Origin of the sequence: Aquisediminimonas profunda (assembly GCF_019443285.1) — a bacterium.
Taxonomy (GTDB): domain Bacteria; phylum Pseudomonadota; class Alphaproteobacteria; order Sphingomonadales; family Sphingomonadaceae; genus Aquisediminimonas; species Aquisediminimonas profunda.
In genome coordinates, this window is the sequence record NZ_CP080327.1 from 2,144,514 (window position 1) to 2,166,525 (window position 22,012).

At 56.8% G+C, this 22,012-nt stretch carries 21 protein-coding genes; 16 read left to right on the top strand and 5 right to left on the bottom strand.

Annotation, left to right across the window (positions count from 1 at the left end; genetic code table 11):
• Positions 1–119 precede the first annotated feature (119 nt).
• A complete protein-coding gene (gene alaS / locus K0O24_RS10675; protein ID WP_219892741.1) occupies positions 120–2,756 on the top strand; it encodes an alanine--tRNA ligase in 2,637 nt (878 codons plus the stop codon).
• Here alaS and K0O24_RS10680 read toward each other — a convergent pair.
• A complete protein-coding gene (locus K0O24_RS10680) occupies positions 2,743–4,515 on the bottom strand; it encodes a cation:proton antiporter domain-containing protein (protein ID WP_219892742.1) in 1,773 nt (590 codons plus the stop codon). The two genes, alaS and K0O24_RS10680, sit on opposite strands and share 14 nt — an antisense overlap.
• Positions 4,516–4,555: 40 nt before the next feature.
• On the opposite strand from K0O24_RS10680, the gene K0O24_RS10685 reads away from it, so the two are divergent.
• Entirely contained in the window at positions 4,556–5,758 is a 1,203-nt protein-coding gene (locus K0O24_RS10685) for an FAD-dependent oxidoreductase (RefSeq protein WP_219892743.1), read from the top strand.
• On the opposite strand, the gene K0O24_RS10690 is transcribed toward K0O24_RS10685, so the two are convergent.
• A complete protein-coding gene (locus K0O24_RS10690) occupies positions 5,755–6,975 on the bottom strand; it encodes an NADP-dependent isocitrate dehydrogenase (RefSeq protein ID WP_219892744.1) in 1,221 nt (406 codons plus the stop codon). The genes K0O24_RS10685 and K0O24_RS10690 overlap by 4 nt on opposite strands.
• Before the next feature lie 110 nt (positions 6,976–7,085).
• On the opposite strand from K0O24_RS10690, the gene K0O24_RS10695 reads away from it, so the two are divergent.
• Positions 7,086–7,814 carry a phosphatidylserine decarboxylase gene (locus K0O24_RS10695; RefSeq protein WP_219892745.1) on the top strand — a complete coding sequence of 243 codons (729 nt, stop codon included), beginning with the start codon at positions 7,086–7,088 and terminating at the stop codon, positions 7,812–7,814.
• The gene (locus K0O24_RS10700; RefSeq protein ID WP_219892746.1) at positions 7,811–8,614 is read left to right on the top strand and encodes a CDP-alcohol phosphatidyltransferase family protein; all 804 of its coding nucleotides are present in this window, start codon (positions 7,811–7,813) and stop codon (positions 8,612–8,614) included. The genes K0O24_RS10695 and K0O24_RS10700 overlap by 4 nt, the downstream gene beginning before the upstream one ends.
• A gap of 8 nt (positions 8,615–8,622) precedes the next feature.
• Here the strand turns inward: K0O24_RS10700 and K0O24_RS10705 are convergent, their stop codons facing one another.
• A complete protein-coding gene (locus K0O24_RS10705) occupies positions 8,623–8,835 on the bottom strand; it encodes a hypothetical protein (protein WP_219892747.1) in 213 nt (70 codons plus the stop codon).
• A gap of 86 nt (positions 8,836–8,921) precedes the next feature.
• Positions 8,922–10,160: an HD-GYP domain-containing protein gene (locus K0O24_RS10710; protein WP_219892748.1), complete on the bottom strand. Its 1,239-nt coding sequence runs from the start codon at positions 10,158–10,160 to the stop codon at positions 8,922–8,924.
• 231 nt (positions 10,161–10,391) lie between these two features.
• Between K0O24_RS10710 and rpsB the strand changes: the two genes are divergently transcribed.
• From rpsB to rpmE, 12 genes are all read left to right on the top strand, one after another.
• On the top strand, positions 10,392–11,204 hold the full coding sequence (gene rpsB, locus K0O24_RS10715) for a 30S ribosomal protein S2 (protein ID WP_219892749.1): 813 nt from the start codon (positions 10,392–10,394) through the stop codon (positions 11,202–11,204).
• 112 nt (positions 11,205–11,316) lie between these two features.
• Entirely contained in the window at positions 11,317–12,240 is a 924-nt protein-coding gene (gene tsf, locus K0O24_RS10720) for a translation elongation factor Ts (RefSeq protein WP_219892750.1), read from the top strand.
• 80 nt (positions 12,241–12,320) lie between these two features.
• The gene (gene pyrH, locus K0O24_RS10725; protein ID WP_219892751.1) at positions 12,321–13,049 is read left to right on the top strand and encodes a UMP kinase; all 729 of its coding nucleotides are present in this window, start codon (positions 12,321–12,323) and stop codon (positions 13,047–13,049) included.
• Positions 13,049–13,606 (top strand): ribosome recycling factor, encoded by a 558-nt coding sequence (gene frr / locus K0O24_RS10730; protein ID WP_219892752.1) that lies wholly within the window; start codon positions 13,049–13,051, stop codon positions 13,604–13,606. Before pyrH ends, frr begins: the two co-directional genes overlap by 1 nt.
• Positions 13,607–13,665: 59 nt before the next feature.
• Entirely contained in the window at positions 13,666–14,364 is a 699-nt protein-coding gene (locus tag K0O24_RS10735) for an isoprenyl transferase (RefSeq protein WP_219892753.1), read from the top strand.
• Between the two features lie 26 nt (positions 14,365–14,390).
• Positions 14,391–15,149, top strand: coding sequence for a phosphatidate cytidylyltransferase (locus tag K0O24_RS10740; RefSeq protein WP_246610952.1), 759 nt, complete (start codon positions 14,391–14,393; stop codon positions 15,147–15,149).
• Positions 15,146–16,312, top strand: coding sequence for a 1-deoxy-D-xylulose-5-phosphate reductoisomerase (locus K0O24_RS10745; protein ID WP_219892755.1), 1,167 nt, complete (start codon positions 15,146–15,148; stop codon positions 16,310–16,312). Before K0O24_RS10740 ends, K0O24_RS10745 begins: the two co-directional genes overlap by 4 nt.
• Positions 16,309–17,442: an RIP metalloprotease RseP gene (rseP, locus tag K0O24_RS10750; protein ID WP_219892756.1), complete on the top strand. Its 1,134-nt coding sequence runs from the start codon at positions 16,309–16,311 to the stop codon at positions 17,440–17,442. The genes K0O24_RS10745 and rseP overlap by 4 nt, the downstream gene beginning before the upstream one ends.
• Positions 17,443–17,497: 55 nt before the next feature.
• Positions 17,498–20,134 carry an outer membrane protein assembly factor BamA gene (gene bamA / locus K0O24_RS10755; protein WP_219892757.1) on the top strand — a complete coding sequence of 879 codons (2,637 nt, stop codon included), beginning with the start codon at positions 17,498–17,500 and terminating at the stop codon, positions 20,132–20,134.
• Positions 20,134–20,775, top strand: a complete 642-nt coding sequence (locus K0O24_RS10760; protein ID WP_219892758.1) for an OmpH family outer membrane protein — start codon at positions 20,134–20,136, stop codon at positions 20,773–20,775. The genes bamA and K0O24_RS10760 overlap by 1 nt, the downstream gene beginning before the upstream one ends.
• Positions 20,776–20,783: 8 nt before the next feature.
• Positions 20,784–21,260 carry a 3-hydroxyacyl-ACP dehydratase FabZ gene (gene fabZ / locus K0O24_RS10765; RefSeq protein ID WP_219892759.1) on the top strand — a complete coding sequence of 159 codons (477 nt, stop codon included), beginning with the start codon at positions 20,784–20,786 and terminating at the stop codon, positions 21,258–21,260.
• Positions 21,261–21,348: 88 nt separating this feature from the next.
• On the top strand, positions 21,349–21,579 hold the full coding sequence (gene rpmE, locus K0O24_RS10770) for a 50S ribosomal protein L31 (RefSeq protein ID WP_219892760.1): 231 nt from the start codon (positions 21,349–21,351) through the stop codon (positions 21,577–21,579).
• 78 nt (positions 21,580–21,657) lie between these two features.
• Here rpmE and fdxA read toward each other — a convergent pair whose 3' ends face one another.
• Positions 21,658–21,996, bottom strand: a complete 339-nt coding sequence (gene fdxA / locus K0O24_RS10775) for a ferredoxin FdxA (RefSeq protein WP_219892761.1) — start codon at positions 21,994–21,996, stop codon at positions 21,658–21,660.
• Positions 21,997–22,012: the final 16 nt, after the last annotated feature.

A 22,012-nucleotide genomic window follows, 5' to 3' on the forward strand; every position in this document is an offset into this window, starting at 1 on the left:
GCCGAGGCGCAATATCAGTATCAGACGCCTGTTCGGGCTGAGTCGCAAGTGCTGAATCGTCACCGTGCCAATGAGGAACGCTTGATGCGAGCGGCGGCCTCCCCTAAGCGGCGAAAGTTATGACTTCGACCAACGACATCCGCCGCTCTTTCCTCGATTATTTCGGGGGAACGGGACATGAAAAAGTGCCGAGCGCACCGCTCGTGCCGCACAATGATCCGACACTCATGTTCGTCAATGCCGGCATGGTGCCATTCAAGAATGTTTTCACGGGCCTTGAAAGCCGGCCTTATTCAACTGCGGCCTCCAGCCAGAAGTGTGTGAGGGCGGGCGGGAAGCACAATGACCTGGACAATGTTGGCTATACTGCACGGCATCATACCTTCTTCGAAATGCTCGGCAATTTTTCGTTCGGAGACTATTTCAAGGAGCAGGCGATCCACCATGCCTGGACCCTGCTGACCAAGGAATGGGGGCTTGATCCGGCGCGCCTGACGGTGACGGTCTACCACACCGATGACGAAGCCTTTGCGCTATGGCAGAAGATAGCGGGCCTGGCCGACCGCCGGATCATCCGCATTCCGACATCGGACAATTTCTGGTCGATGGGCGATACGGGGCCGTGCGGTCCGTGCTCGGAGATATTCTTTGATCATGGCGATCACATCCCTGGTGGCCCGCCCGGATCTCCGGATGAAGACGGGGATCGCTTTGTCGAGATCTGGAACCTGGTCTTCATGCAATTTGAGCAGGCTGCAGACGGTTCCCGGACGGCGCTGCCAAAGCCAAGCATCGATACAGGCATGGGGCTGGAGCGAATTGCCGCCGTCATGCAGGGGGTTCACGACAATTACGACACGGATACATTCCAGACCCTTATTGCGAGTTCGGCCGAGCTGACTAAGAGCGACCCGACGGGCCCAATGAAGGCATCGCACCGTGTCATCGCAGACCATTTGCGGGCATCCGGGTTCCTTGTGGCTGATGGCGTTCTGCCCGCCAATGAAGGGCGCGGCTATGTGTTGCGCCGGATCATGCGTCGGGCCATGCGGCATGCACATTTGCTGGGAGCGAAAGAGCCGTTGATGTACCGGCTAGTGCCGTCGCTGGTTGCGGAAATGGGTGCAGCCTATCCTGAACTCGTCAGGGCGCAGCCTCTGATTGAAGCGACGCTCCAGCAGGAAGAGACACGGTTTCGCCAGACACTTCAGAACGGACTGCGCCTGCTTGATGAAGCCACTACAAATATGGCTCCGGGCGACACGCTTGCCGGCGAAACGGCGTTCAAGCTCTATGACACTTATGGCTTTCCCTATGATCTGACCGAAGATGCCTTGCGTGTGCAGGGACTTGGGGTTGACCGGGCGGGATTTGATGCAGCGATGGCCGAGCAGAAGGCAGCAGCGCGCGCTGCTTGGAAGGGCTCGGGCGAACAGGCTTCCGGTGAAATCTGGTATGATATCGCCGACGAGTTCGGCGGGACAGAATTCACTGGCTACACTTCAGTGGTTGGCGAAGGGCAGGTTGTTGCTCTGGTCCGCGACGGCCAGCGCGTGGACGGCGCCTCGGCTGGCGAGCAGATAACGATCCTGACGAACCAGACTCCCTTCTATGGCGAAAGCGGTGGCCAGTCGGGTGATGCTGGGACAATCACAGGTGACAATGGCCTTCGAGCTATTGTGGAAGATACGGCCAAGCCGCTTGGAAGATTGCATGCGCACCACGCGAGGATAGAGAATGGATCAATCGCTGTCGGACAGACCGTTCAGCTTGCAATCGATGCCGAGCGTCGCGATCAAATTCGCGCCAACCATTCGGCAACGCATTTGCTGCACGCAGCCTTGCGCAATCGGCTGGGCGGACATGTGACGCAGAAGGGCAGCCTTGTCGCTGCGGATCGTTTCCGGTTCGACTTCTCGCATCCGACAGCATTGACCCCGGCTGAAATCGCTGATGTGGAAGCGGCGGTGAATGCGCAAATCCGCAAGAACGCGGCGGTTTCCACACGGCTCATGACGCCGGATGATGCGATTGCGGCAGGCGCAATGGCGCTGTTCGGCGAGAAATATGGCGATGAGGTTCGTGTCTTGACGATGGGCAGCGATGCCTATTCGGTCGAGCTCTGCGGGGGCACCCATGTCAACGCGCTTGGGGATATTGCGCTGTTCAAGATTGTTGGAGAGAGTGCTGTTTCAAGCGGCGTGCGACGCATCGAAGCTCTGACCGGCGAGGCAGCAAGGCTGTGGCTTTCAGAGCGTGAGGGGCTCCTCAAAGACATTGCAGCGACATTCAAGACCAACGCGGAAGATGTTCCCGCGCGCGTTGCCGCGCTGATTGAAGAGCGCAAGCGGCTCGAGCGCGAATTGGCAGAGGCGAAAAAGGCACTGGCGATGGGTGGTGGCAGTACGAGCGCTGCTGCCGGACCGGAAGATATCGCGGGCATTGCGTTTTCCGGCCAGGTTCTCGAAGGACTGGATCCCAAGGAATTGCGCGGTCTTGTCGATGAAGCAAAGGGCCGGCTGGGTGAAGGTATTGCTGCTCTAGTTGCCGTCAATGACGGCCGGGCGTCAGTCGCGGTTGGCGTGACGGGCGGATTGAACAGCCGGTTCAGCGCGGTTGACCTCGTCAAGGCAGCAGTGACTGCCTTGGGCGGGCAGGGTGGCGGAGGCCGGCCCGATATGGCGCAAGGCGGCGGTCCGGATGGTCAGCAGGCTGGGGCTGCGCTGGATGCAATTCGCGCTGCTATTGCTGCCTAGTGCGCAATCCACCCAACCGGGGCATCACATCCAGTTGGCCGGCCTCGCGAATTTCCGCGCGCAATTCGTCACGTTTTTCGTGAATTGATGCGATCACCGGTCCCATCGCCACACCGAGGTCGATAAGCACGGCTTCCGAAAGCTGGAGCGAACTCTCAAGCGTTTCCGGCACGGCATCGGACGCACCGGCGCGGTAAAGTTCAGCGGCATGATCTGTGTCTCTTGCGCGGGCCACAATCGTCAGGTCCGGGAAACTCTTGCGCAAGCTTGCTGTAATGCGCACGGCTTGCACTGGGTCGTCCATTGTCAGGACGACCGCACTAGCGCCCTCCAGATCCAGCCGTGCAAGAGTTGCCGGGCGGGCTGCATCTCCGAATTTGACAGGTTTGCCTTCGCGTCGCGCGACTGTCACGAGATCAACGTCTGCCTCGATTGCCACATAGGGGCGATTGTGCGCCTCGAGCATTTCGGCAACCAGGCGTCCGACACGCCCAAAGCCAATCAATATGGTCTGCGGCTCGGTTTGCAGTTGATCAGCTTCCCCTTCGAGCATGGCATCATGACGCCATTCGATCCTGCGCGCGACGCTATGCCCGATCCGCGCCAGCGTTGGTGTGATGGTCAGGCCGATGGCTGTCACGACTTGCCAGAATGCAGCAACGTCCATGCCGATCAACTTGGCCTGTGCGGCCGCTGCAAGGACAATAAGTGTGGTTTCCGATGGCGATGCCATCAACAGGCCTGTTTCGGCGGCTGTCCCGCGCGGAACACGGCCGAGCCGCAGCAGGCCAGCCGTAACCAAGGCCTTGACCATTACCACGCCAACCACGGCAGTGGCGATCGACGAGGCATCGGCCACAATCATGTCAAGGTTTATGCTCATGCCGACGGTTATCAGGAACACGCCCAGCGCGAGGCCCTTGAACGGGGCTGTCGCAAGCTCGACTTCGCCGCGATATTTGGTTTCTGCAATGAGCAGGCCAGCGACGAGCGCGCCGACAATCGGAGAGAGGCCAACCAAGGTCGTTGCAAGACTCGCCAGGATGACGATGAGCAAGCTGGTCGAAAGAAAGAGCTCAGGGCTCTTTGTGCGGGCTGCTTGCGCGAAGAGCGGCGGAATGAGCCAGCGCCCGAAAAATAGCATCGAAAAGACAGTGGCAGCGCCCAAGCCGATAACGCTTGCCAGTTCGCCCAACCCACTATCCGCGGAAGGGCCAATTGCGCCCAGCAGGAAAATGATTGGCACCAGCGCAAGATCTTCAAAGAGGAGCATGGCGAGCGCAAGGCGGCCGACGGCACTGGTCGTCCCGGCGATCGGCAGCACCAAGGCGGTCGAAGAGAGCGCCAGTGCAAGACCAAGCCCAAGCGATCCTCCCGGTGTTTCGCCAAAAATCCAAAGCGCCAGAGCTATGATAGCTGCCGAGCCGATCAGTTCCGCAGCACCAAAACCGAACAACGGCTTTCGCATTGCCCAAATACGGGCATAGGACAGTTCAAGGCCAATGGAGAACAGCAGCAGGATGATGCCTAGTTCCGCAAACTGCGCAATGCCCTTCGGATTGCTGATTGTCACCCATTCCAGCCAGCGGTGCTCGGGAACGGCTGCACCGAGGCCGAACGGTCCGACCAATACGCCAACCAGAATGAACCCGATCACGGGCGTGATGCGGAAGCGGGCGAAGGCCGGTATCACCAGGCCGGCTGCACCGAGGATCACCAGCGCATCGCTGAAGCCAGTTGTCTGATAGTCGAGCGCCATGTCTTCCCCTTAGCCCGATAATGCGGCATCTGTCAGCCTTATGATACCGGATGTGATTGTCGTTGGCGGAGGCCCCGCCGGGATGATGGTCGGCCTTCTGATGGCGAGGGCTGGTGTTTCGACGCTGGTCCTTGAAAAGCATGGAGATTTTCTCCGCGATTTCCGAGGCGATACGGTCCATCCCTCGACAATGGAAATCCTTGACCAGCTCGGAATGCTGGACCGATTCCTTGAGAGACCGCATAGTCGATTGACCAAGGCCAATCTGACCATCGCGGGACAGGATCTGACCTTCGGCGAACTGGGCCATCTCAAGACGCCGGCTCCCTTCATTGCCATGATGCCGCAATGGGATTTTCTCGACTTCTTGAAGTCCGAGGCCGGGGAGTTCCCTGAATTCTCGCTCGAAATGGTATCCGACGTTGCCGAATTGATCGACCACGGGGGTCGGATCACCGGCGTGAGATTGGCCAATGGCCGCGAGATATTGGCGCGCAAGCTCGTCATCATGGCCGACGGTCGCAAATCTATTGTGCGGAGCCAGCGCTTGCTGCCGCTGACGGTGCTCGGGGCACCCATGGACGTCTTCTGGTTTCGCTTGCCCAAGCGGGACAAGGGTGGAGAAGCCTTGCGCGGGATCGTCGCCGCCGGGTCAATGATGGTGATGATCGACCGTAACGACTATTGGCAATGTGCTTATATATTTCCAAAGGGCATGGCCGATGCGCTTCGCACTGAAGGCATTGAGGCCATGCGGGCGCGAATTGAACGATTGGCGCCGGATCTTGGGTCACTCGATACTGACTTGACCGATATGAGCCAGTTTTTTCTGTTGAGTGTTGCGCTTGATCGGCTTGATCGGTGGGATCGTCCCGGATTGCTCGCTATTGGCGATGCGGCGCACGCCATGTCGCCCATCGGCGGTATTGGTATCAACCTTGCGATTCAGGACGCTGTGGCTGCTGCAAATATCCTTGCAGCGCCACTGCGGCGCTCAAGCAATGTGGACGACCTCTTGTTCCGCGTCGAGCGCCGCCGGCGATTTCCCACCCGTGTCATACAAGCCGGTCAGAAACTGGCGCAGGACCGGATCATCGAGGCGCTCTTCAAGCCGGGCGCGCAGATTGATCGGCCACCTTGGGCGCTCAGATTGCTGAATCGCTTTCCGCTGCTGCGGCGCATACCCGGCCGAATTGTCGGTTTGGGTGTGCGCCGGGAACGTATTGAATCGCCCCGGGCCTAACCCCAGTTGGCCATTTCGGCTTCGAGATTGGCTCGGACGGCCTCAAAGAACTGCTCGGTTGTCATCCACGGCTGATCCGGACCGATCAGGATAGCGAGATCCTTGGTCATGGACCCGTCTTCGACAGTCTTGATACAGACCTTTTCGAGCGTCTCGGCAAAGCGCACGACATCTGGCGTGTCGTCAAACTTGCCGCGGAATTTGAGACCACCTGTCCATGCAAAGATCGAGGCAATAGGATTGGTCGAGGTTGCCTTGCCCTGCTGATGCATGCGGTAATGGCGCGTTACTGTCCCGTGCGCCGCTTCTGCCTCCACAGTCTTGCCATCCGGCGAGAGAAGGACCGATGTCATCAGGCCGAGCGATCCAAAACCCTGTGCAACCTGGTCCGACTGGACGTCGCCATCGTAGTTCTTGCAGGCCCACACGAATTTGCCCGACCATTTGAGTGCAGAGGCAACCATATCATCGATCAGGCGATGTTCGTAGACGATGCCGGCCGCGGCGAACTTGTCTGCGAACTCCGCATCAAACACTTCCTGGAACAGGTCCTTGAACTGGCCGTCATAGGCCTTCAGGATGGTGTTCTTGGTCGACAGATAGAGCGGCCAACCACGGTTGAGCGCATAATTCATCGATGCGCGGGCAAAATCGCGGATCGATTCGTCCAGGTTGTACATGGCCAACGCCACACCTGATGACGGGTAGTCAAACACCTCCTCGTCGATCCGCTCTCCATTTTCGCCTTCCCAAACCAGGCGCAACTTTCCGGGACCAGGAACGCGGAAGTCAGTCGCACGATATTGATCGCCAAAGGCGTGGCGACCCACGACAATCGGATCAGTCCAGCCCGGAATCAGCCGAGGCACATTCTTGATGACGATCGGCTCGCGAAACACGACGCCGCCCAGAATGTTTCGGATCGTCCCGTTGGGGGATTTCCACATCTTCTTCAGCTTGAATTCTTCGACGCGGGCTTCGTCAGGGGTGATCGTCGCACACTTCACGCCCACGCCATATTTCTGGATCGCCTTGGCGCTGTCGACGGTGATCTGATCATTCGTCTCGTCACGCTTCTCGATGCCCAAATCATAATAGTCGAGTTCAATATCGAGGAAGGGAAGGATGAGCTGTTCGCGAATCCACTGCCAGATGATCCGGGTCATTTCGTCGCCATCGATCTCGACGACGGGGGTCTTTACCTTGATCTTGGCCATGTGTTGCTGCTTTCTCCGTCACAATTCGAGAAGCGCTCTAGGGCGACGCGCGTCTGCAATCAACCGCTTCTGCTTGCCAGCGGCGCAGTGCGTGCCTAGAACGCGCAGTCATGGCCGCACTAGAAAAGAACGACCCTCCCGGTGAGGGCGTAAAATGGCGTTTCCCTTCGGTCCATCCGGAGGGACGAAAATTCGCACTGATTGCAGCAGCAATTACCGGTGTTGTTGCTTTGGTTGGCTGGCACACGCTTGCCTGGCTGATGCTTGGTGTCACAGTCTGGGTTCTGGCTTTTTTCCGCGATCCGATCCGCACGACACCGCGCAGCGATCGTTACATCGTGGCGCCTGCCGATGGAATGGTCACATTGATCCAGTCCGTCCCTGCGCCAAAGGAGCTTGTTGCGGAACTCGGCGATGGGCATTTTACGCGCGTCTCGATCTTCATGAGTGTGTTTGATGTTCACATCAACCGGACACCGATCGCAGGAACGATCAAGCAAGTGGTCTATATCGCGGGGAAGTTCCTCAACGCTGATCTCGACAAGGCGAGTGAGGACAATGAGCGCCAGCATTTTGTCGTCGAACGCAGTGACGGCGCGAAAGTCGGATTTACGCAGATTGCGGGGCTGGTTGCCCGCAGAATTGTGCCGTTCGTGAAACCGGGCGATATCGTCGCAGCCGGGCAGCGCATCGGATTGATCCGCTTCGGAAGCCGCGTTGACGTCTATCTACCGGCCGGAACGGCTCCTAAAGTGGCCCTTGGCCAACGCTGCGTGGCGGGAGAGACCGTACTTGGAATATTCGGGGACAATGAAAGCGTTTGCGGAATACGGCTGTGAACAGTGACGAACGCACAGCGCGTGGTGGGCTTAGCCTCAGGGCGGTCCCTCCCAACGCAATTACCGCTCTGGCCCTGTGTTTCGGCCTGACGGGTGTGCGCTATGCAATTTCTGCAACCGGAACAGACCCTCATACTGGAGATTGGGAGCGAGCGATTGGTGCCATAATTGTCGCGGGTGTCCTCGACGGCATCGACGGTCGCGTAGCGCGACTTCTGAAGGCAGAAAGCAGATTTGGAGCCGAACTCGATTCCTTATCCGACGTGATTGCCTTTGGTGTTTCCCCTGCAATCATCCTCTATCTCTGGTCATTGCAGCAATTGCCGCGCTTTGGTTGGATTTTCGCGTTGGCGCTTGCGGTTTCCTGTGCGCTCAGGCTTGCACGCTTCAATGCGCGGATCGACATTGAAGATCAGCCGCATAAATCGGCCGGCTTCCTGACGGGCATTCCAGCGCCAGCGGGCGCAGGACTTGCCTTTACGCCGCTGTATCTCTGGCTGGTGACCGAAAATGAATGGTTCCGGGAGCCATTTGTCGTTGCGCCATGGGCCGGACTCATCGCCTTTCTGATGATCTCGAATGTTGCGACCTACAGTTGGGGCTCTATCCGCCTCCGGCGACATATTCGGCTCGAGGCCATCTTGCTCGCAGCCCTTATTGGAACGGCGCTGTTCTCCGATCCCTGGATTACACTGACTGCCGTTTCAGCTGCCTATCTGGCAGCCATTCCCTTGAGCATCAGGAGCTACGCCAAGGTCAAGCGCGCGCGTAAGCTGGGGGTGCAACCCGGCCAATCCTGACGACGGCGTCAGGCAGCAAGCCTGGTTCCCTCGTTCTCATCAACCAAGGCACGTGGCCGGACCGGAAACGGAACCACCACAGACGCTCTATCCGTTCGGGCAGGCGCAACGCCCGCAAGCGCTTCCAGGATTCGGCCTGAACGGGACAAAATGGTTAGCCGGATAGCTTCAAGTGCGATGAAGAACGCAAAACAAGACAGGAGAATGCTGATAATGTGCATGATATTCCCTTTCTGTTCTCGTTGATATGTTCCTCTAACGTTCCTTCGTCAAGCGAAAAGTTTTTTGTTTGTTCTTTTGCTCGCGTTCAGTTGGACTTGCGCGTGATGATTGCCCTGCTCGTGCGCTTCCAGTCAGGAAAGCCCCATTTCGCAGGGTCTTCGATGCCTAATACAGACCAGCCCCCCTTGTTTCGGGATACTTCGATATCGAGAAGGGGTTCGTCATACATTCGGTCCGGCGAATAGAATATGCGGGCGCGTGGCAGCGTAAAGTCCGATGAAGACTCACCGGTCACAATTGCCAACCTGTCGTCATTTACACGAATGAGTGTGCCGACGGGCAATATGCCGAGGCTCTCAATGAACGCGTCGACGACCTCTGGATCAAAATGGCCTTCCCAACCTTGCATCAATTGCAACGCGTGTGAAGCAGACCAGGGCGTATTATACGGGCGCTGCGACGTTACAGCGTCATAGACGTCGCACACTGAGGACATGCGAGCAAAAAGGCTCAACGCCTTGCCCGGAAGGCGCTGGGGGTACCCTGTGCCGTCCATCTTCTCGTGATGATGCAGGCACACATCCAAAGCCGTTTCGTTCACGCCCGCAGACGCAGACAGGATTTCGTATCCGCGCTGTGGGTGGTTGCGAACCGTTTCCATCTCCAGCTCGTCAAGCCTTGCAGGTTTTTTCAGGATTGTCTCCGGAATAGCCATTTTGCCGACATCATGAAGCAGGCCTGCCATGCCAATTTCCTGTGTCAGCCCCTCGTCCAGTCCCATTGACCGGCCGAGGTTGATCATGAGAGCGCACACTGCAACAGAATGGAGGTAGGTGTATTCGTCCTTGGTCTTGAGCTTTGCAATATTCAGGATGATCGACGGATCGCGAGAGACGGATTGCGAAATCTCCTCTACGATTGGACCCATCGAAGCCGTCTGGACTGCCTTGCCAAGCCGCGCATCTTCAAACAATCCCATGACTGCAACTTTGGAACGCTTGATGGTGCTTGCCGCCCGGCGAAGTTCGGTGATCCGCTCACGCGCGCTCAACGGTTGGCGTTCGCTCTTGGCTGTTCTTTCATCCAAAACGGGTGCCAACTGGCTGGGGTCAAGGCCGCGCGCGGCATCGATGACCAGATATTCGACCTTGCTCGCAAAGACCCGTTCCAGCTGCGACTGCTCCGAGAGCAGGAATCGGGATCGCCAGAATGGATGGTCCATCCACGACCCTTCGATCGCGTGAACATACATCCCCAATCGCACATCCTGTTTTGCAACCCTGACCAGCATTGCTTCAAAAAATGCCCCGTTTCCCCCTGACAACTGAACATCCCTGGCATGCAAGGCGTTTGATTTCCGCAAATACATAAGGTTAATCGGCTCGCGCTCCGCCGAATACAGCTCCCCCTTGCATCCCGTAGTCGGGTTCGCTAATGGCGCGCCCTCAATCCCGCATGGGTGGCATCATAAACCGGTGTGAAGCACCACGTCCGCAATTGGACTCAAGGCTTCATTCTCGCTGCCCAGTGGACCAACCGGAAGGAGACTATCCCCATGGCGGCACCGACTGTCACCATGCACCAGCTCTTGGAAGCTGGCGCACACTTTGGACACCAGACGCATCGCTGGAATCCAAAAATGAAACCCTACATCTTTGGCGATCGCAACGGCGTCCATATTCTGGACCTGTCGCAGACCGTTCCGCTCTTTGCCCGTGCCCTTGAATTTGTGAGCCAAACTGCGGCGCGCGGCGGCAAGGTCCTCTTTGTCGGGACCAAGCGCCAGGCTCAGGATCCAATTGCGGAAGCAGCCCGCGCATCGGGCCAGCACTTCGTCAATCACCGCTGGCTGGGCGGCATGCTCACCAATTGGAAGACAATTTCGAACTCGATCAAGCGTTTGAAGTCGATGGAAGAGCAGCTTTCGGGCGACACCCACGGCTTGACCAAGAAGGAAATCCTTCAGCTGACCCGCGAACGCGACAAGCTCGAACTTTCCCTCGGCGGCATCCGCGATATGGGCGGCATTCCGGACGTGATGTTTGTGGTTGACGCGAACAAGGAAGAACTCGCGATCAAGGAAGCCAATGTGCTTGGTATCCCCGTGGTGGCGATCCTTGATTCGAACGTTTCGCCTGACGGCATTGCCTTCCCGATTCCGGCAAATGACGATGCCAGCCGCGCAATCCGCCTCTATTGTGATGCGGTTTCTGCTGCTGCGACGCGCGGTGGCCAGCAAGGCGCTGCTTCGCGTGGCGTTGATCTGGGCGCAATGGATGAGCCGCCAGCCGAAGAAGCACTGGCTGTGGTTGAGGTCGCTGCTCCTGCATCTGAAGCGGTTGCTGCAGAAGTGGCGCCTGAAGCCTGACATGTGTCTCCCCTGCGAAGGCCAAGTGCCTTTGCGGGGGGCTGGCCCCAACTCTCAGACAGGCCACTGCCTACGCAGGGCCCACGCACTGATTGAATTAGAGGAAAGTAAGATGGCAGAAGTGACTGCATCGATGGTCAAAGAACTGCGCGACAAGTCTGGCGCAGGCATGATGGATTGCAAGAAGGCGCTCGCTGAAACGAGCGGTGACATGGAAGCAGCTGTTGACTGGCTGCGGACCAAGGGCCTCGCTACGGCTTCAAAGAAGTCGAGCCGCACTGCAGCAGAAGGCCTGGTCGGCGTTGCTGTGAACGGCACCACGGGGACGGCTGTCGAAGTCAACTCTGAAACAGACTTTGTTGCAAAGAATGATCAGTTTCAGGACTTTGTGCGGACGGTCACGCAACTGGCAATCGAAACTGGCGACGATGTGGAAGCACTTGCAGCTGCAAGCTATCCCACCGGCGGAACAGTTGCCGATGCCTTGACGACCAATATTGCCACCATTGGCGAGAATCAGACGCTGCGCCGCGCACGTCGGCTGAGCGTCACACAGGGCGCTGTTGTTCCCTATGTCCATAATGCGGCTGCTCCGGGTCTAGGCAAGATCGGGGTTCTTGTGGCGCTGGAAAGTTCCGCACCGTCAGAAAAGCTTGAAGCGCTCGGCAAGCAGCTTGCAATGCATGTTGCAGCTGCATTTCCTTTGGCGCTCGACGAAAGTGGCATTGATTCGGAAGTGATCGCGCGCGAACGTGCGATTGCACAGGAAAAGGCTGCGGAATCGGGCAAGCCTGCCGAGGTCGTCGCGAAGATGGTCGACGGCGCTGTTGCGAAGTTCGTCAAGGAAAACGCTCTTCTGAACCAGCTTTTCGTCATGGACGGCAAGACCAAGATCAGCGACGTCGTTGCCGCTGCTGCAAAGGAAGCGGGTGCACCGATTGTGCTCAAGGACTATGTTCGCTTCCAGCTTGGTGAAGGCATTGAGAAAAAGGAAAGCGATTTCGCTGCAGAAGTCGCAGCCGCAGCAGGCGTCTAGGCGCCGCTTGGCAAGGGCGCGCGCCCATACTAGGGTGCGCGCCATTCTTCCTTCCGCTGACCTGAAAGAGACTTGCGCGCATGGCACGCCCCCGCTTCAAACGCATCCTGCTGAAGCTCTCTGGCGAAGCTGCGATGGGCGATCAGGATTTTGGTATTGAGCCGGAAACCGTCGCTCGCGTGGCCAGTGAAGTGAAAGCCGCAAAGGACGCGGGGTATGAACTCTGCCTCGTGATTGGCGGCGGCAATATTTTCCGTGGAATGGCTGGTGCGGCCAAAGGCATGGACCGGGCAACCGCAGACTATATGGGCATGCTTGCAACCGTCATGAACGCCTTGGCGATGCAGGATGCGCTTGAGCATCTGGGCGTCGAAACACGTGTCCAGTCAGCCATTCCCATGGCCAGCGTGTGCGAGCCCTATATTCGCCGGCGTGCAGAGCGCCACCTCGAGAAGGGGCGAGTCGTCATTTTTGCGGCGGGCACCGGAAGTCCCTATTTCACTACGGATTCAGGTGCTGCGTTGCGGGCTGCAGAAATGAAGTGCGACGCTCTCTTCAAGGGCACGAGCGTCGATGGCGTCTATGATGCCGATCCCAAAAAGGTCCCGACGGCAAGGCGTTATGAAACGCTCGATTTCAAGCGTGTCTTGTCAGATGATCTTAAGGTGATGGACGCCAGCGCCGTTGCGCTGTGCAGGGACAACAACATCCCGATCGTTGTCTTTTCAATCCGCGAGAAGGGCAATCTTGCAAAGGTTCTCGCTGGTGAAGGTGTATCGACGATCGTGCAGAATGAGGAGCAAAGCTGATGCCAGCCTATAACAAGGCAGATCTTGAACGCCGGATGCATGGTGCCGTCGAGTCACTCAAGCATGATCTTGGCGGTTTGCGAACGGGCCGCGCTAATACCGCACTGCTCGATCCGATCACAGTTGAAGTCTATGGCTCGAACATGCCGCTGAATCAGGTGGCAACGGTTTCTGCCCCGGAACCGCGCCTTCTGTCCGTGCAGGTGTGGGACAAGTCGAACGTAACGCCGGTTGAAAAAGCGATCCGCAATGCGGGGCTGGGAATTAATCCGATCGTTGATGGAAACAACATCCGCCTGCCAATTCCCGACATGACCGAAGAGCGTCGCAAGGAACTTGCAAAGCTCGCCCATAGCTATGCGGAAAAGGCGAAAATCGCTGCCCGCAACGTCAGACGTGATGGCAATGACGATTTGAAAACCGATGAAAAGAAAAAGGAAATCAGCGAGGATGATCGCAAGCGTGCTGAAGCGGAAGTGCAAAAGCTGACGGACGCCACAATTGCCGAAATTGATGCCGCTCTTGCTGCAAAAGAAAAGGAAATCCTTGGCAAGTGAGTGGCGCACCTGCTCCCAAAAGCGCAGCTATCAGCAGGCCAGCGGGCGGAGACGGCCCAATGGCGGTTCCACGTCATGTTGCGATCATTATGGATGGCAATGGCCGCTGGGCCAAGAAGCGCATGCTGCCGCGCATTGCAGGACACCGCAAGGGGATTGAAGCGGCTCGAAATGTGACTCGTGCTGCCGGCGATCTTGGGATCGAGGTTCTGACGCTTTACGCTTTTTCCACCGAAAATTGGCGCCGACCGGCTGAAGAAGTCAACGATCTGATGGGTCTGCTGCGGCATTTCATTCAGACCGACATTGAAGAACTCGCGCAGAATGGCGTCCGATTAAGGATTATCGGGAACTACAAAGCCCTGGCGCCCGACCTTGTTGCACTGATTGATGGCGCGATCGAGCGAACTGCGCAAAACTCCCGGACAACATTGGTTATCGCCCTCAACTATGGTTCTCAGGCTGAACTTGTCTCGGTCATGCGCGACGTGGCGCAAAGAGCAAGGGACGGAAACCTTGATCCTGCAACAATTGACGAAGCCATGATCGACAATTTGCTCGATACGCATGACTTGCCGCCGCCAGACTTGTTGATCCGGACATCTGGCGAGCAGCGCCTGTCAAATTTCATGCTCTGGCAGCTTGCCTATGCAGAGCTTTTGTTTGTCGATACACTCTGGCCGGACTTCGGAGTTCAGTCTTTGGCCGATGCTGTGGCGGACTATGGGGCGCGGGAGCGGCGCTTCGGTGGCTTGTGACTGGAACAAAGGCGCCTAGGTCGGAGTTGTCGCAACGGATCATCGTTGGCGCAATTTTGATCATTGTCGCTGTTGCGGAGGTTTGGTTGGGCGGCACTGCGCTCTGGGTACTTGCAACAGTCGGCGGCCTCATCATGATTTCCGAGTTTGCCGGTCTTTTGAAGGTTTCGGAGCAGCACAAGCGGATGGCAATGTATGCGCTGTGTATACCACTGGGCGTCTTGTCACCCATTGCACTTGGACCAAGCTTCTTCGCATTTGGCTTGATCCTCGGAATGGCAATCGGGACCGCGTTGATTTCCCGAAGTGTCGCGCTCGGAGCAGGCCAGATCTATGTTGGAATTCCAATTCTTGCGCTGCTTTGGTTGCGTGAGCAGCCGGAAAATGGCCTTGTACTTACCTTCTGGGCCCTTTCTCTGGTGTGGGCGACAGATATTGGCGCCTATTTTTCAGGGCGATCGATTGGAGGGCCGAAAATTGCGCCAGCAATCAGTCCGTCAAAGACATGGGCCGGACTTATCGGTGGCATGGCATGCGCGACACTTGTTGCAGCCTGTTTCCATATTTGGTTCAATCTCTCACTTACGCTGGTTTGGGTCACCCCGTTTCTTGCAATCGCCGCACAGTCTGGCGATTTTCTGGAAAGCTGGATGAAGCGTCGTGCGGGCGTAAAGGACAGTGGCACTCTGCTTCCCGGGCATGGTGGTGTGCTTGACCGACTCGATGGCGTGGTGACTGCGGTGCCTTTGGCCGCTCTTGCTGTGTCGCTTGGGCTTGCGGTATGAAGAAATCCAAGACCGTAACAATTCTTGGTGCGACAGGGTCGGTAGGGCAATCGACGCTCGATCTGATCCTGCGAACACCGGACAAGTTCGCCGTTGAAGCGCTGACTGCACATTCGGATGTTGAGGGGTTGGCAAAGGCTGCGAGAGCAACGTCTGCCAAATTTGCAGTGATCGGAGATCCAAGCCGCTTCGATGATCTCAAAGATGCATTGTCCGGAACCGGTATTGAAGTCGGCGCCGGAGAAGATGCTGTTATTGAGGCTGCTCTTCGCAACGCTGACTGGACGATGGCCGCTATTGTCGGCTGCGCAGGCCTAATGCCGGTCATGGCGGCACTGGAGGGTGGTAAGACGCTGGCCTTTGCCAACAAGGAAGCACTCGTATCAGCCGGTTCGCTTATGATCGATGCCGCAACGCGGTCCGGAGCTACACTGTTGCCGGTTGATTCCGAACATAACGCAATCTTTCAATGTCTCGACCAATCTGCGCCAAAAGGCGTGCATCGGATCGTTTTGACGGCGAGCGGTGGCCCATTTCGTACTACGCCTTTGGAAGAAATGGCCCGGGCCACACCCGCGCAGGCTGTCGCACACCCTAATTGGTCAATGGGTGCGAAGATTTCCGTCGACTCCGCAACCATGATGAATAAGGGTCTCGAACTCATCGAAGCGCACCACTTGTTCGCCATGCCGGCTGATCGGCTTGACGTCGTTATTCATCCGCAATCTGTCGTTCACTCCATGGTCGAATATGCCGACGGATCGGTCCTTGCGCAGCTTGGTCCTGCCGATATGCGGGTTCCGATTGCGCATACATTGGCCTGGCCCGAACGGATGGACACGCCATGCGAGCGTTTGGACTTGGCGGCCGTGGGACGGCTGGACTTCATGGCACCAGACTATTTGCGATTTCCGGCATTGAAACTTGCCCGCGAAGTCATGATTGCAGGTGGACCTGCGCCGGCAATCATGAATGCTGCGAATGAAGCCGCAGTTGCTGCATTTCTGGCAGGCACGATTGCGTTCGGTGATATCGCAACCGTTGTGGCGCGCGTGTTGGACCGCTATGTGCCCGCCGATCCAATTTCGTTAGCAGATGTTCTGGCGATAGATTCGGAGGCTCGGCGCGTAGCGTCGGCACTAATGGAAAGTGTTGTTGCGTGACCCAGGGACCCGGCTTTATCTGGACAGTCCTGTCCTTCCTGATCGCGATCGGGCCGCTGATCTTCCTCCATGAGCTGGGACATTATCTGGTCGCTCGCTGGTGTGGTGTTAAGGCTGACGTCTTTTCGATCGGCTTCGGGCGCGAAGTAGTTGGATGGACCGACAAGCGAGGGACACGCTGGAAAGTGGCGTGGATGCCATTGGGCGGATATGTCCGTTTTGCCGGGGACGCGAATGCAGCGAGCCAACCTGATCAGGAGTGGATGGAACTGCCTGATTTCGAACGCAGCCAAGTTTTTCATGCAAAACCTGTTTGGCAGCGCGCAGCTATTACGGCTGCGGGCCCGATCGTAAACTTTCTCGTTGGCTTTCTGCTTCTTGCAGGCTTGCTTGCAACTTTTGGTGAAATGCGAATTCCAAGCGTGGTTGGAAACGTTGTTGCCGGGTCCGTTGCTGACACAAGCGGCTTTCGACCAGGTGATCGCATCGTTTCAATCGGCGACAAGCGCATCGAAGATTTCGAGGAACTTTACGAGACAGTATACGCTCGGCCTCGCGTTGCGCTAGATTTTGGGATTTTGCGAAATGGGCAATCGATGCACATCGTTGCCACACCGGCCTACATTGAAACCCGGGACACTTTCGGCAATGTGCAGCGTCGCGGCTCCATGGGGATCACGCCTGTCGCGCCAAGTCACGTCGATATTGGCTGGCAAGATGTTCCCAGTGCTGCGCTCGATCGAACAATAGGGGTCGTGGGCTCGACGATCGACGGAATTGGCCAAATCATCTTTGGCAATCTCTCCGCAAAGGAGATGAGCGGACCTGTAAAAATGGCGAAATATGCAGGGCAGGTGGCGACGTTGGGTTGGGTGCCTTTTGTCGGCTTCGTTGCAATGGTTTCCATTAATCTGGGATTCATCAACCTGTTGCCAATCCCGATGCTCGATGGCGGACACTTGTTATTCTATGCAATTGAAGGCGTCATCCGTCGACCGGTCTCTCCTGAGACACAGGATTGGGCATTTCGAACCGGCTTTGCCGTGCTCATGACGCTAATGTTGTTTGTGACTTTCAATGATTTCGCATCATTAGAGCTGTGGCATCGGCTATCCGGCTTGATTGGTTGACAAGGTTCGGGCAGGGCGTGTCGCGCACTGCCATTGAGTAGAAGAGGCTATCCGCGTGACTGCAAACAAGGCGTATCATTTCGGCCGCGGGACCATTGCCGTGCTCTTGCTGGGTTCGGCACTGCCGGCCATAGCCCAATCCACCGCGCCTGCATCCGCGCAACAACCTGCTGCGCCGTCGCTGCCACCGGTCAATGGCGGCACGATCAAGTCGATCAACGTGACAGGGTCGCAGCGCCTCGAGCCAGACACGGTGCGCTCCTACATCCAGCTTCGCGCTGGCGGTCCGTATACGACCGAGTCGTTGGACCAGGCGATTCGGGATCTATTCGAAACCGAATTGTTCACTGACGTCCAGATCCGCGATGACAACGGCAATCTGACGATTGAAGTCAAAGAGAATCCAGTGATCAATCGCATCATCCTTGAAGGCAACAAGCGTCTCAAGGAAGACAAGATCAACAAGGAAATCAAGCTCGCGCCGCGACAGATATTTACGCGTTCCAAGGTACGGGCCGATGTCGCACGCATTGTCGAACTTTATCGCCGGCAAGGACGTTTCGCGGCAAACGTTGAACCCAAGATGGTCATGTTGGACCAGAACCGGGTCGATATTGTCTATGAGATTTCAGAAGGACCGAAATCCAAGGTCCAGCAAATCAACATTCTGGGCAATGAAAAATTCAGCGACGGGAAGCTTCGTGGCGAAATGGCCACAAAGCAGGCTCGGATAACGCGGCTCCTTTCATCTGGCTCAAGCTATGATCCCGACAAACTGGCGTATGACCAAGCAAAGCTCCGGCAATTCTACCTGACAAACGGTTATGCCGACTTCCGTGTTGTGTCGGCCGTAGCCGAACTGACGCCCGACAAGAAGGACTTCATCCTCACCTATGTGATCGAAGAAGGCGAACGCTATAAATTTGGCGATGTTTCCGTCGAAAGTGAATTGCGGGATTATAAGCCCCAGGCTGAAAAGCTCGCGATCAAGAAGGGCAATTTCTATAACGCAAAGCTCGTCGAGGATACTGTCGACAGCTTGACCGAAGCTGCCGGACTTTTCGGATATGCGTTTGCTGAAGTGAATCCTGAGTTCGATCGCGACAAAGAATCGAAGACGATGAACCTCGTCATCAAGGTCAGCGATGCGCCTCGCGTTTATGTCGAGCGAATCGACATCAACGGGAATACGAACACGCAGGACAAGGTGGTTCGTCGAGAGTTCCGTGTTGCCGAGGGCGACGCGTTTAACAGTTTCCAGGTCAAGCGTTCTTCCGACCGCATCCAGTCGCTCGGATTTTTCCAGGAAAAGCTCGAGATTGAACAGAAACAGGGATCGGCGCCTGACCGAATTATCCTTGAAGCCAATGTCGAAGAACAATCCACAGGCGAACTGCAGTTGTCTGCGGGATTCTCATCAATCGAGCGATTCATCATCAACGCCTCGATCCGGCAGCGGAATTTCCGTGGCAAGGGTCAGGAACTTCGTGCCAGCGTCAACTACTCGACTTTCTCGAAATCTGTCGAACTCGGGTTTACCGAACCCTATTTGTTCGACAAGAATATTGCACTTGGCGGTGATATTTTCCGTAGGGATTACAACAGCTTCAACTTTGTAAATAACAGCCGGAACACCACTTATCAGCAGCTCACGACCGGTTTCCAGGTTCGGGTTGGTGTGCCGCTAACTGAATTCTGGTCATTTGCGGGCCGGTATGGCCTCAGCCTTGATGACGTTACTCTGGACAGGCAGCAGTTCTTCTTCAATGGGCAGTGCGATCCACTCCTTGCAGGGCGCTTCCTGTGCGACGCCATTGGTAAGCGCACGACCTCGTCCATTGGCTACAGCCTCGTATTTGATAACCTCAACAACCGCCTGCGTCCCAGTGCGGGCCAGCGAGCAGTGTTCAGCCAGGATTTCGCGGGCCTTGGTGGCAGCGTCAAATATCTGCGCACGCGATTTGACGCTGACAAATATTGGAAAGTTCTGGGCAATTTCATTTTCTCCGTCGGTTTTGAAGCGGGCTATGTCCTGCCCTTCGGTTCCGACCGTGGGGCTGGCGTCGACAAGGTTCGCTTGACGGACCGGTTCTTCCTCGGAGAACCCGAAATGCGGGGCTTTGATATTCGAGGTGTCGGGCCAAGGGTTCAAAGGCAGCGCTATGACATAACCACCGGCAAACTTGTTACGGATCGCAACCAGATTACCGATGATGCCTTGGGTGGCCGCGCCTATTACAAAGGCAGACTGGAACTCGAGATTCCGCTGGGGTCCGGGGCCAAAAGCCTTGGAATTCGGCCATCGGTGTTCATGGATGTTGGCTCGGTCTTTGGGGTACGCCGCCCCAACTTGACGACATTGGCGAATTTCACAGATCCGTCCGACAACCGGATCAAGTTCCAGTGCCGTAATACGACGACTGGCGCGACGACATTTGCCACATTGCAGACGCCCACTTCGCCGCCATCTGCAACAAATCAATACACTGTTTGCCCCACTACGACGACGCCCTTTGCTCCCTTCAACGAGCAGTTCTTCGGCGATACGTGGAAGCCGCGCCTGTCCGTCGGCTTTGGCTTCAACTGGAAATCACCCTTCGGTCCGTTCAGGATTGATATAGCCAAGGCTCTGTTAAAGCAGCCTGGGGATGATACGAAATTGTTCACATTCAATGTAGGAACCCAATTCTGATGAAAACAACATTCAAGTTTGCCCTTTTGGCAGCAGCTCCTGTCATCGCAGCGGTCGCGCTCCCGGCGATTGCGTCGGCTCAGGCCGTCAGCAACGTTGCAGTCGTCGATCTTGAAGAGGCAGTCTCCAAGTCGAACGCGTACAACACGGCCATTAGCCAGATCAAAGTCACCTACAAGGCCCAGATTGATGCGGCCGATGCCAGGGCAAAGGCGCTGACAGCCGAACTTCAGCCACTTGCAGCGGCATATCAGGCAGCTGCCAAGGCGCCGAGTGCGGCCCAGAACCAGGCTGCTCTGCAGCAACAACTTGCGACACTGCAGCAGCGTGAACAGGCAGCGAATGTCGAGGTGTCCAAGCTCTCGGCACCAGTCGCGCTTGCCCGTGCTTATGTGCTCGAGCAGATTCAGATGAAGCTTGAGGCTGCCGTGAACAGCGCAATGGCCAAGAAGCGCATCAACGTGGTGTTGCAGCCGCAGGCCGTTATCAAGGTTCTGCCAGCTGCCGACATTACGAACGACGTTCTTGCTGAATTGAATGTGTCGGTTCCGAGTGTCAGCATTACGCCACCTGCCGGCTGGCAGCCGGGCCAGGCCGGTGCAGGTCAGGCTCCTGCTCAGGCTCAACCACAGGGTCGGTAGTTCACTCTGTGAGCAATAGTGACGATGCGAGGCCGCCAACCGGACCGCTTGATATTCGGGCGGTCATGGCAGCCTTGCCGCACCGTTATCCAATGCTTCTGGTCGACCGTGTCGAGGAGATCATCCCCGACCGGTCGATCGTCGCCATCAAGGCGGTGTCGATCAATGAGGATTTCTTCAGCGGGCACTTCCCGGGGCGCCCGATTATGCCTGGCGTCCTGATTGTCGAAGCCCTGGCACAAGCAGCCGGTGTTCTAGCTGTTGAAAGCCTCGGTCTCGTCGGGTCAGGCAAGCTCGTCTATTTCATGGCAATCGAAGGTGCGAAGTTTCGCTCGCCGGTGGAACCGGGTTGCTTGTTGCGACTTGAGGTCGAATTTGTGCAGAAGCGTTCTAGTGTCTGTAAATTTGCGGGTAGAGCGCTTGTAGACGGCAAAGTCGCGGCAGAGGCTAATTTTACTGCCATGATCGCCGACCCGCCGGCTTGACGCTTGCTCTTCTCTGGCAAAGCCGCTATCGGCGCCGCTTCGCATCCCCGGCTGGTCGGAAACCAGCCAAATAACCGGAGCTTTATCAGTGAAAAAAGACATTCATCCCGATTATCATATGATCAAGGTGCAGATGACCGATGGCACCGTGTTCGAGACGCGCTCGACATGGGGCAAGGAAGGCGATCTGATGACACTCGATATTGATCCACTTGCGCATCCTGCTTGGACCGGTGGTCGCGGCCAGATGCTTGACACAGGCGGCCAGGTTGCCCGTTTCAACAAGCGTTTTGGCGGTTTGACCCTGAAAAAGGGCTAACCCTCTGTAATCTCAGTAAAAAGCCGCCGGGAACGGCGGCTTTTTTTGTGTTCTTTTGAAGTGGCTGCTGGGAAACAATCAGTCTCCCTGGCCCGGTTCCGGTGAGAAGTATTTATCATACTTCCCTTGCTCACCCTTATGCTCATCCGCATCGGCCGGAGCCTCACGGCTCTTGGTAATGTTCGGCCATGATGCTGAGAAATTGTTGTTCAGCTCAAGCCATTGCTCAAGTCCGCTTTCCGTATCAGGGAGAATGGCTTCGGCGGGACACTCGGGCTCACACACACCGCAGTCGATGCATTCGCTGGGATTGATCACCAGCATGTTCTCGCCCTCATAGAAACAGTCCACGGGGCAGACTTCGACACAGTCCATGTACTTGCACTTGATGCAGGCCTCGGTCACCACATAGGTCATTATGCTCTCTCCGTGA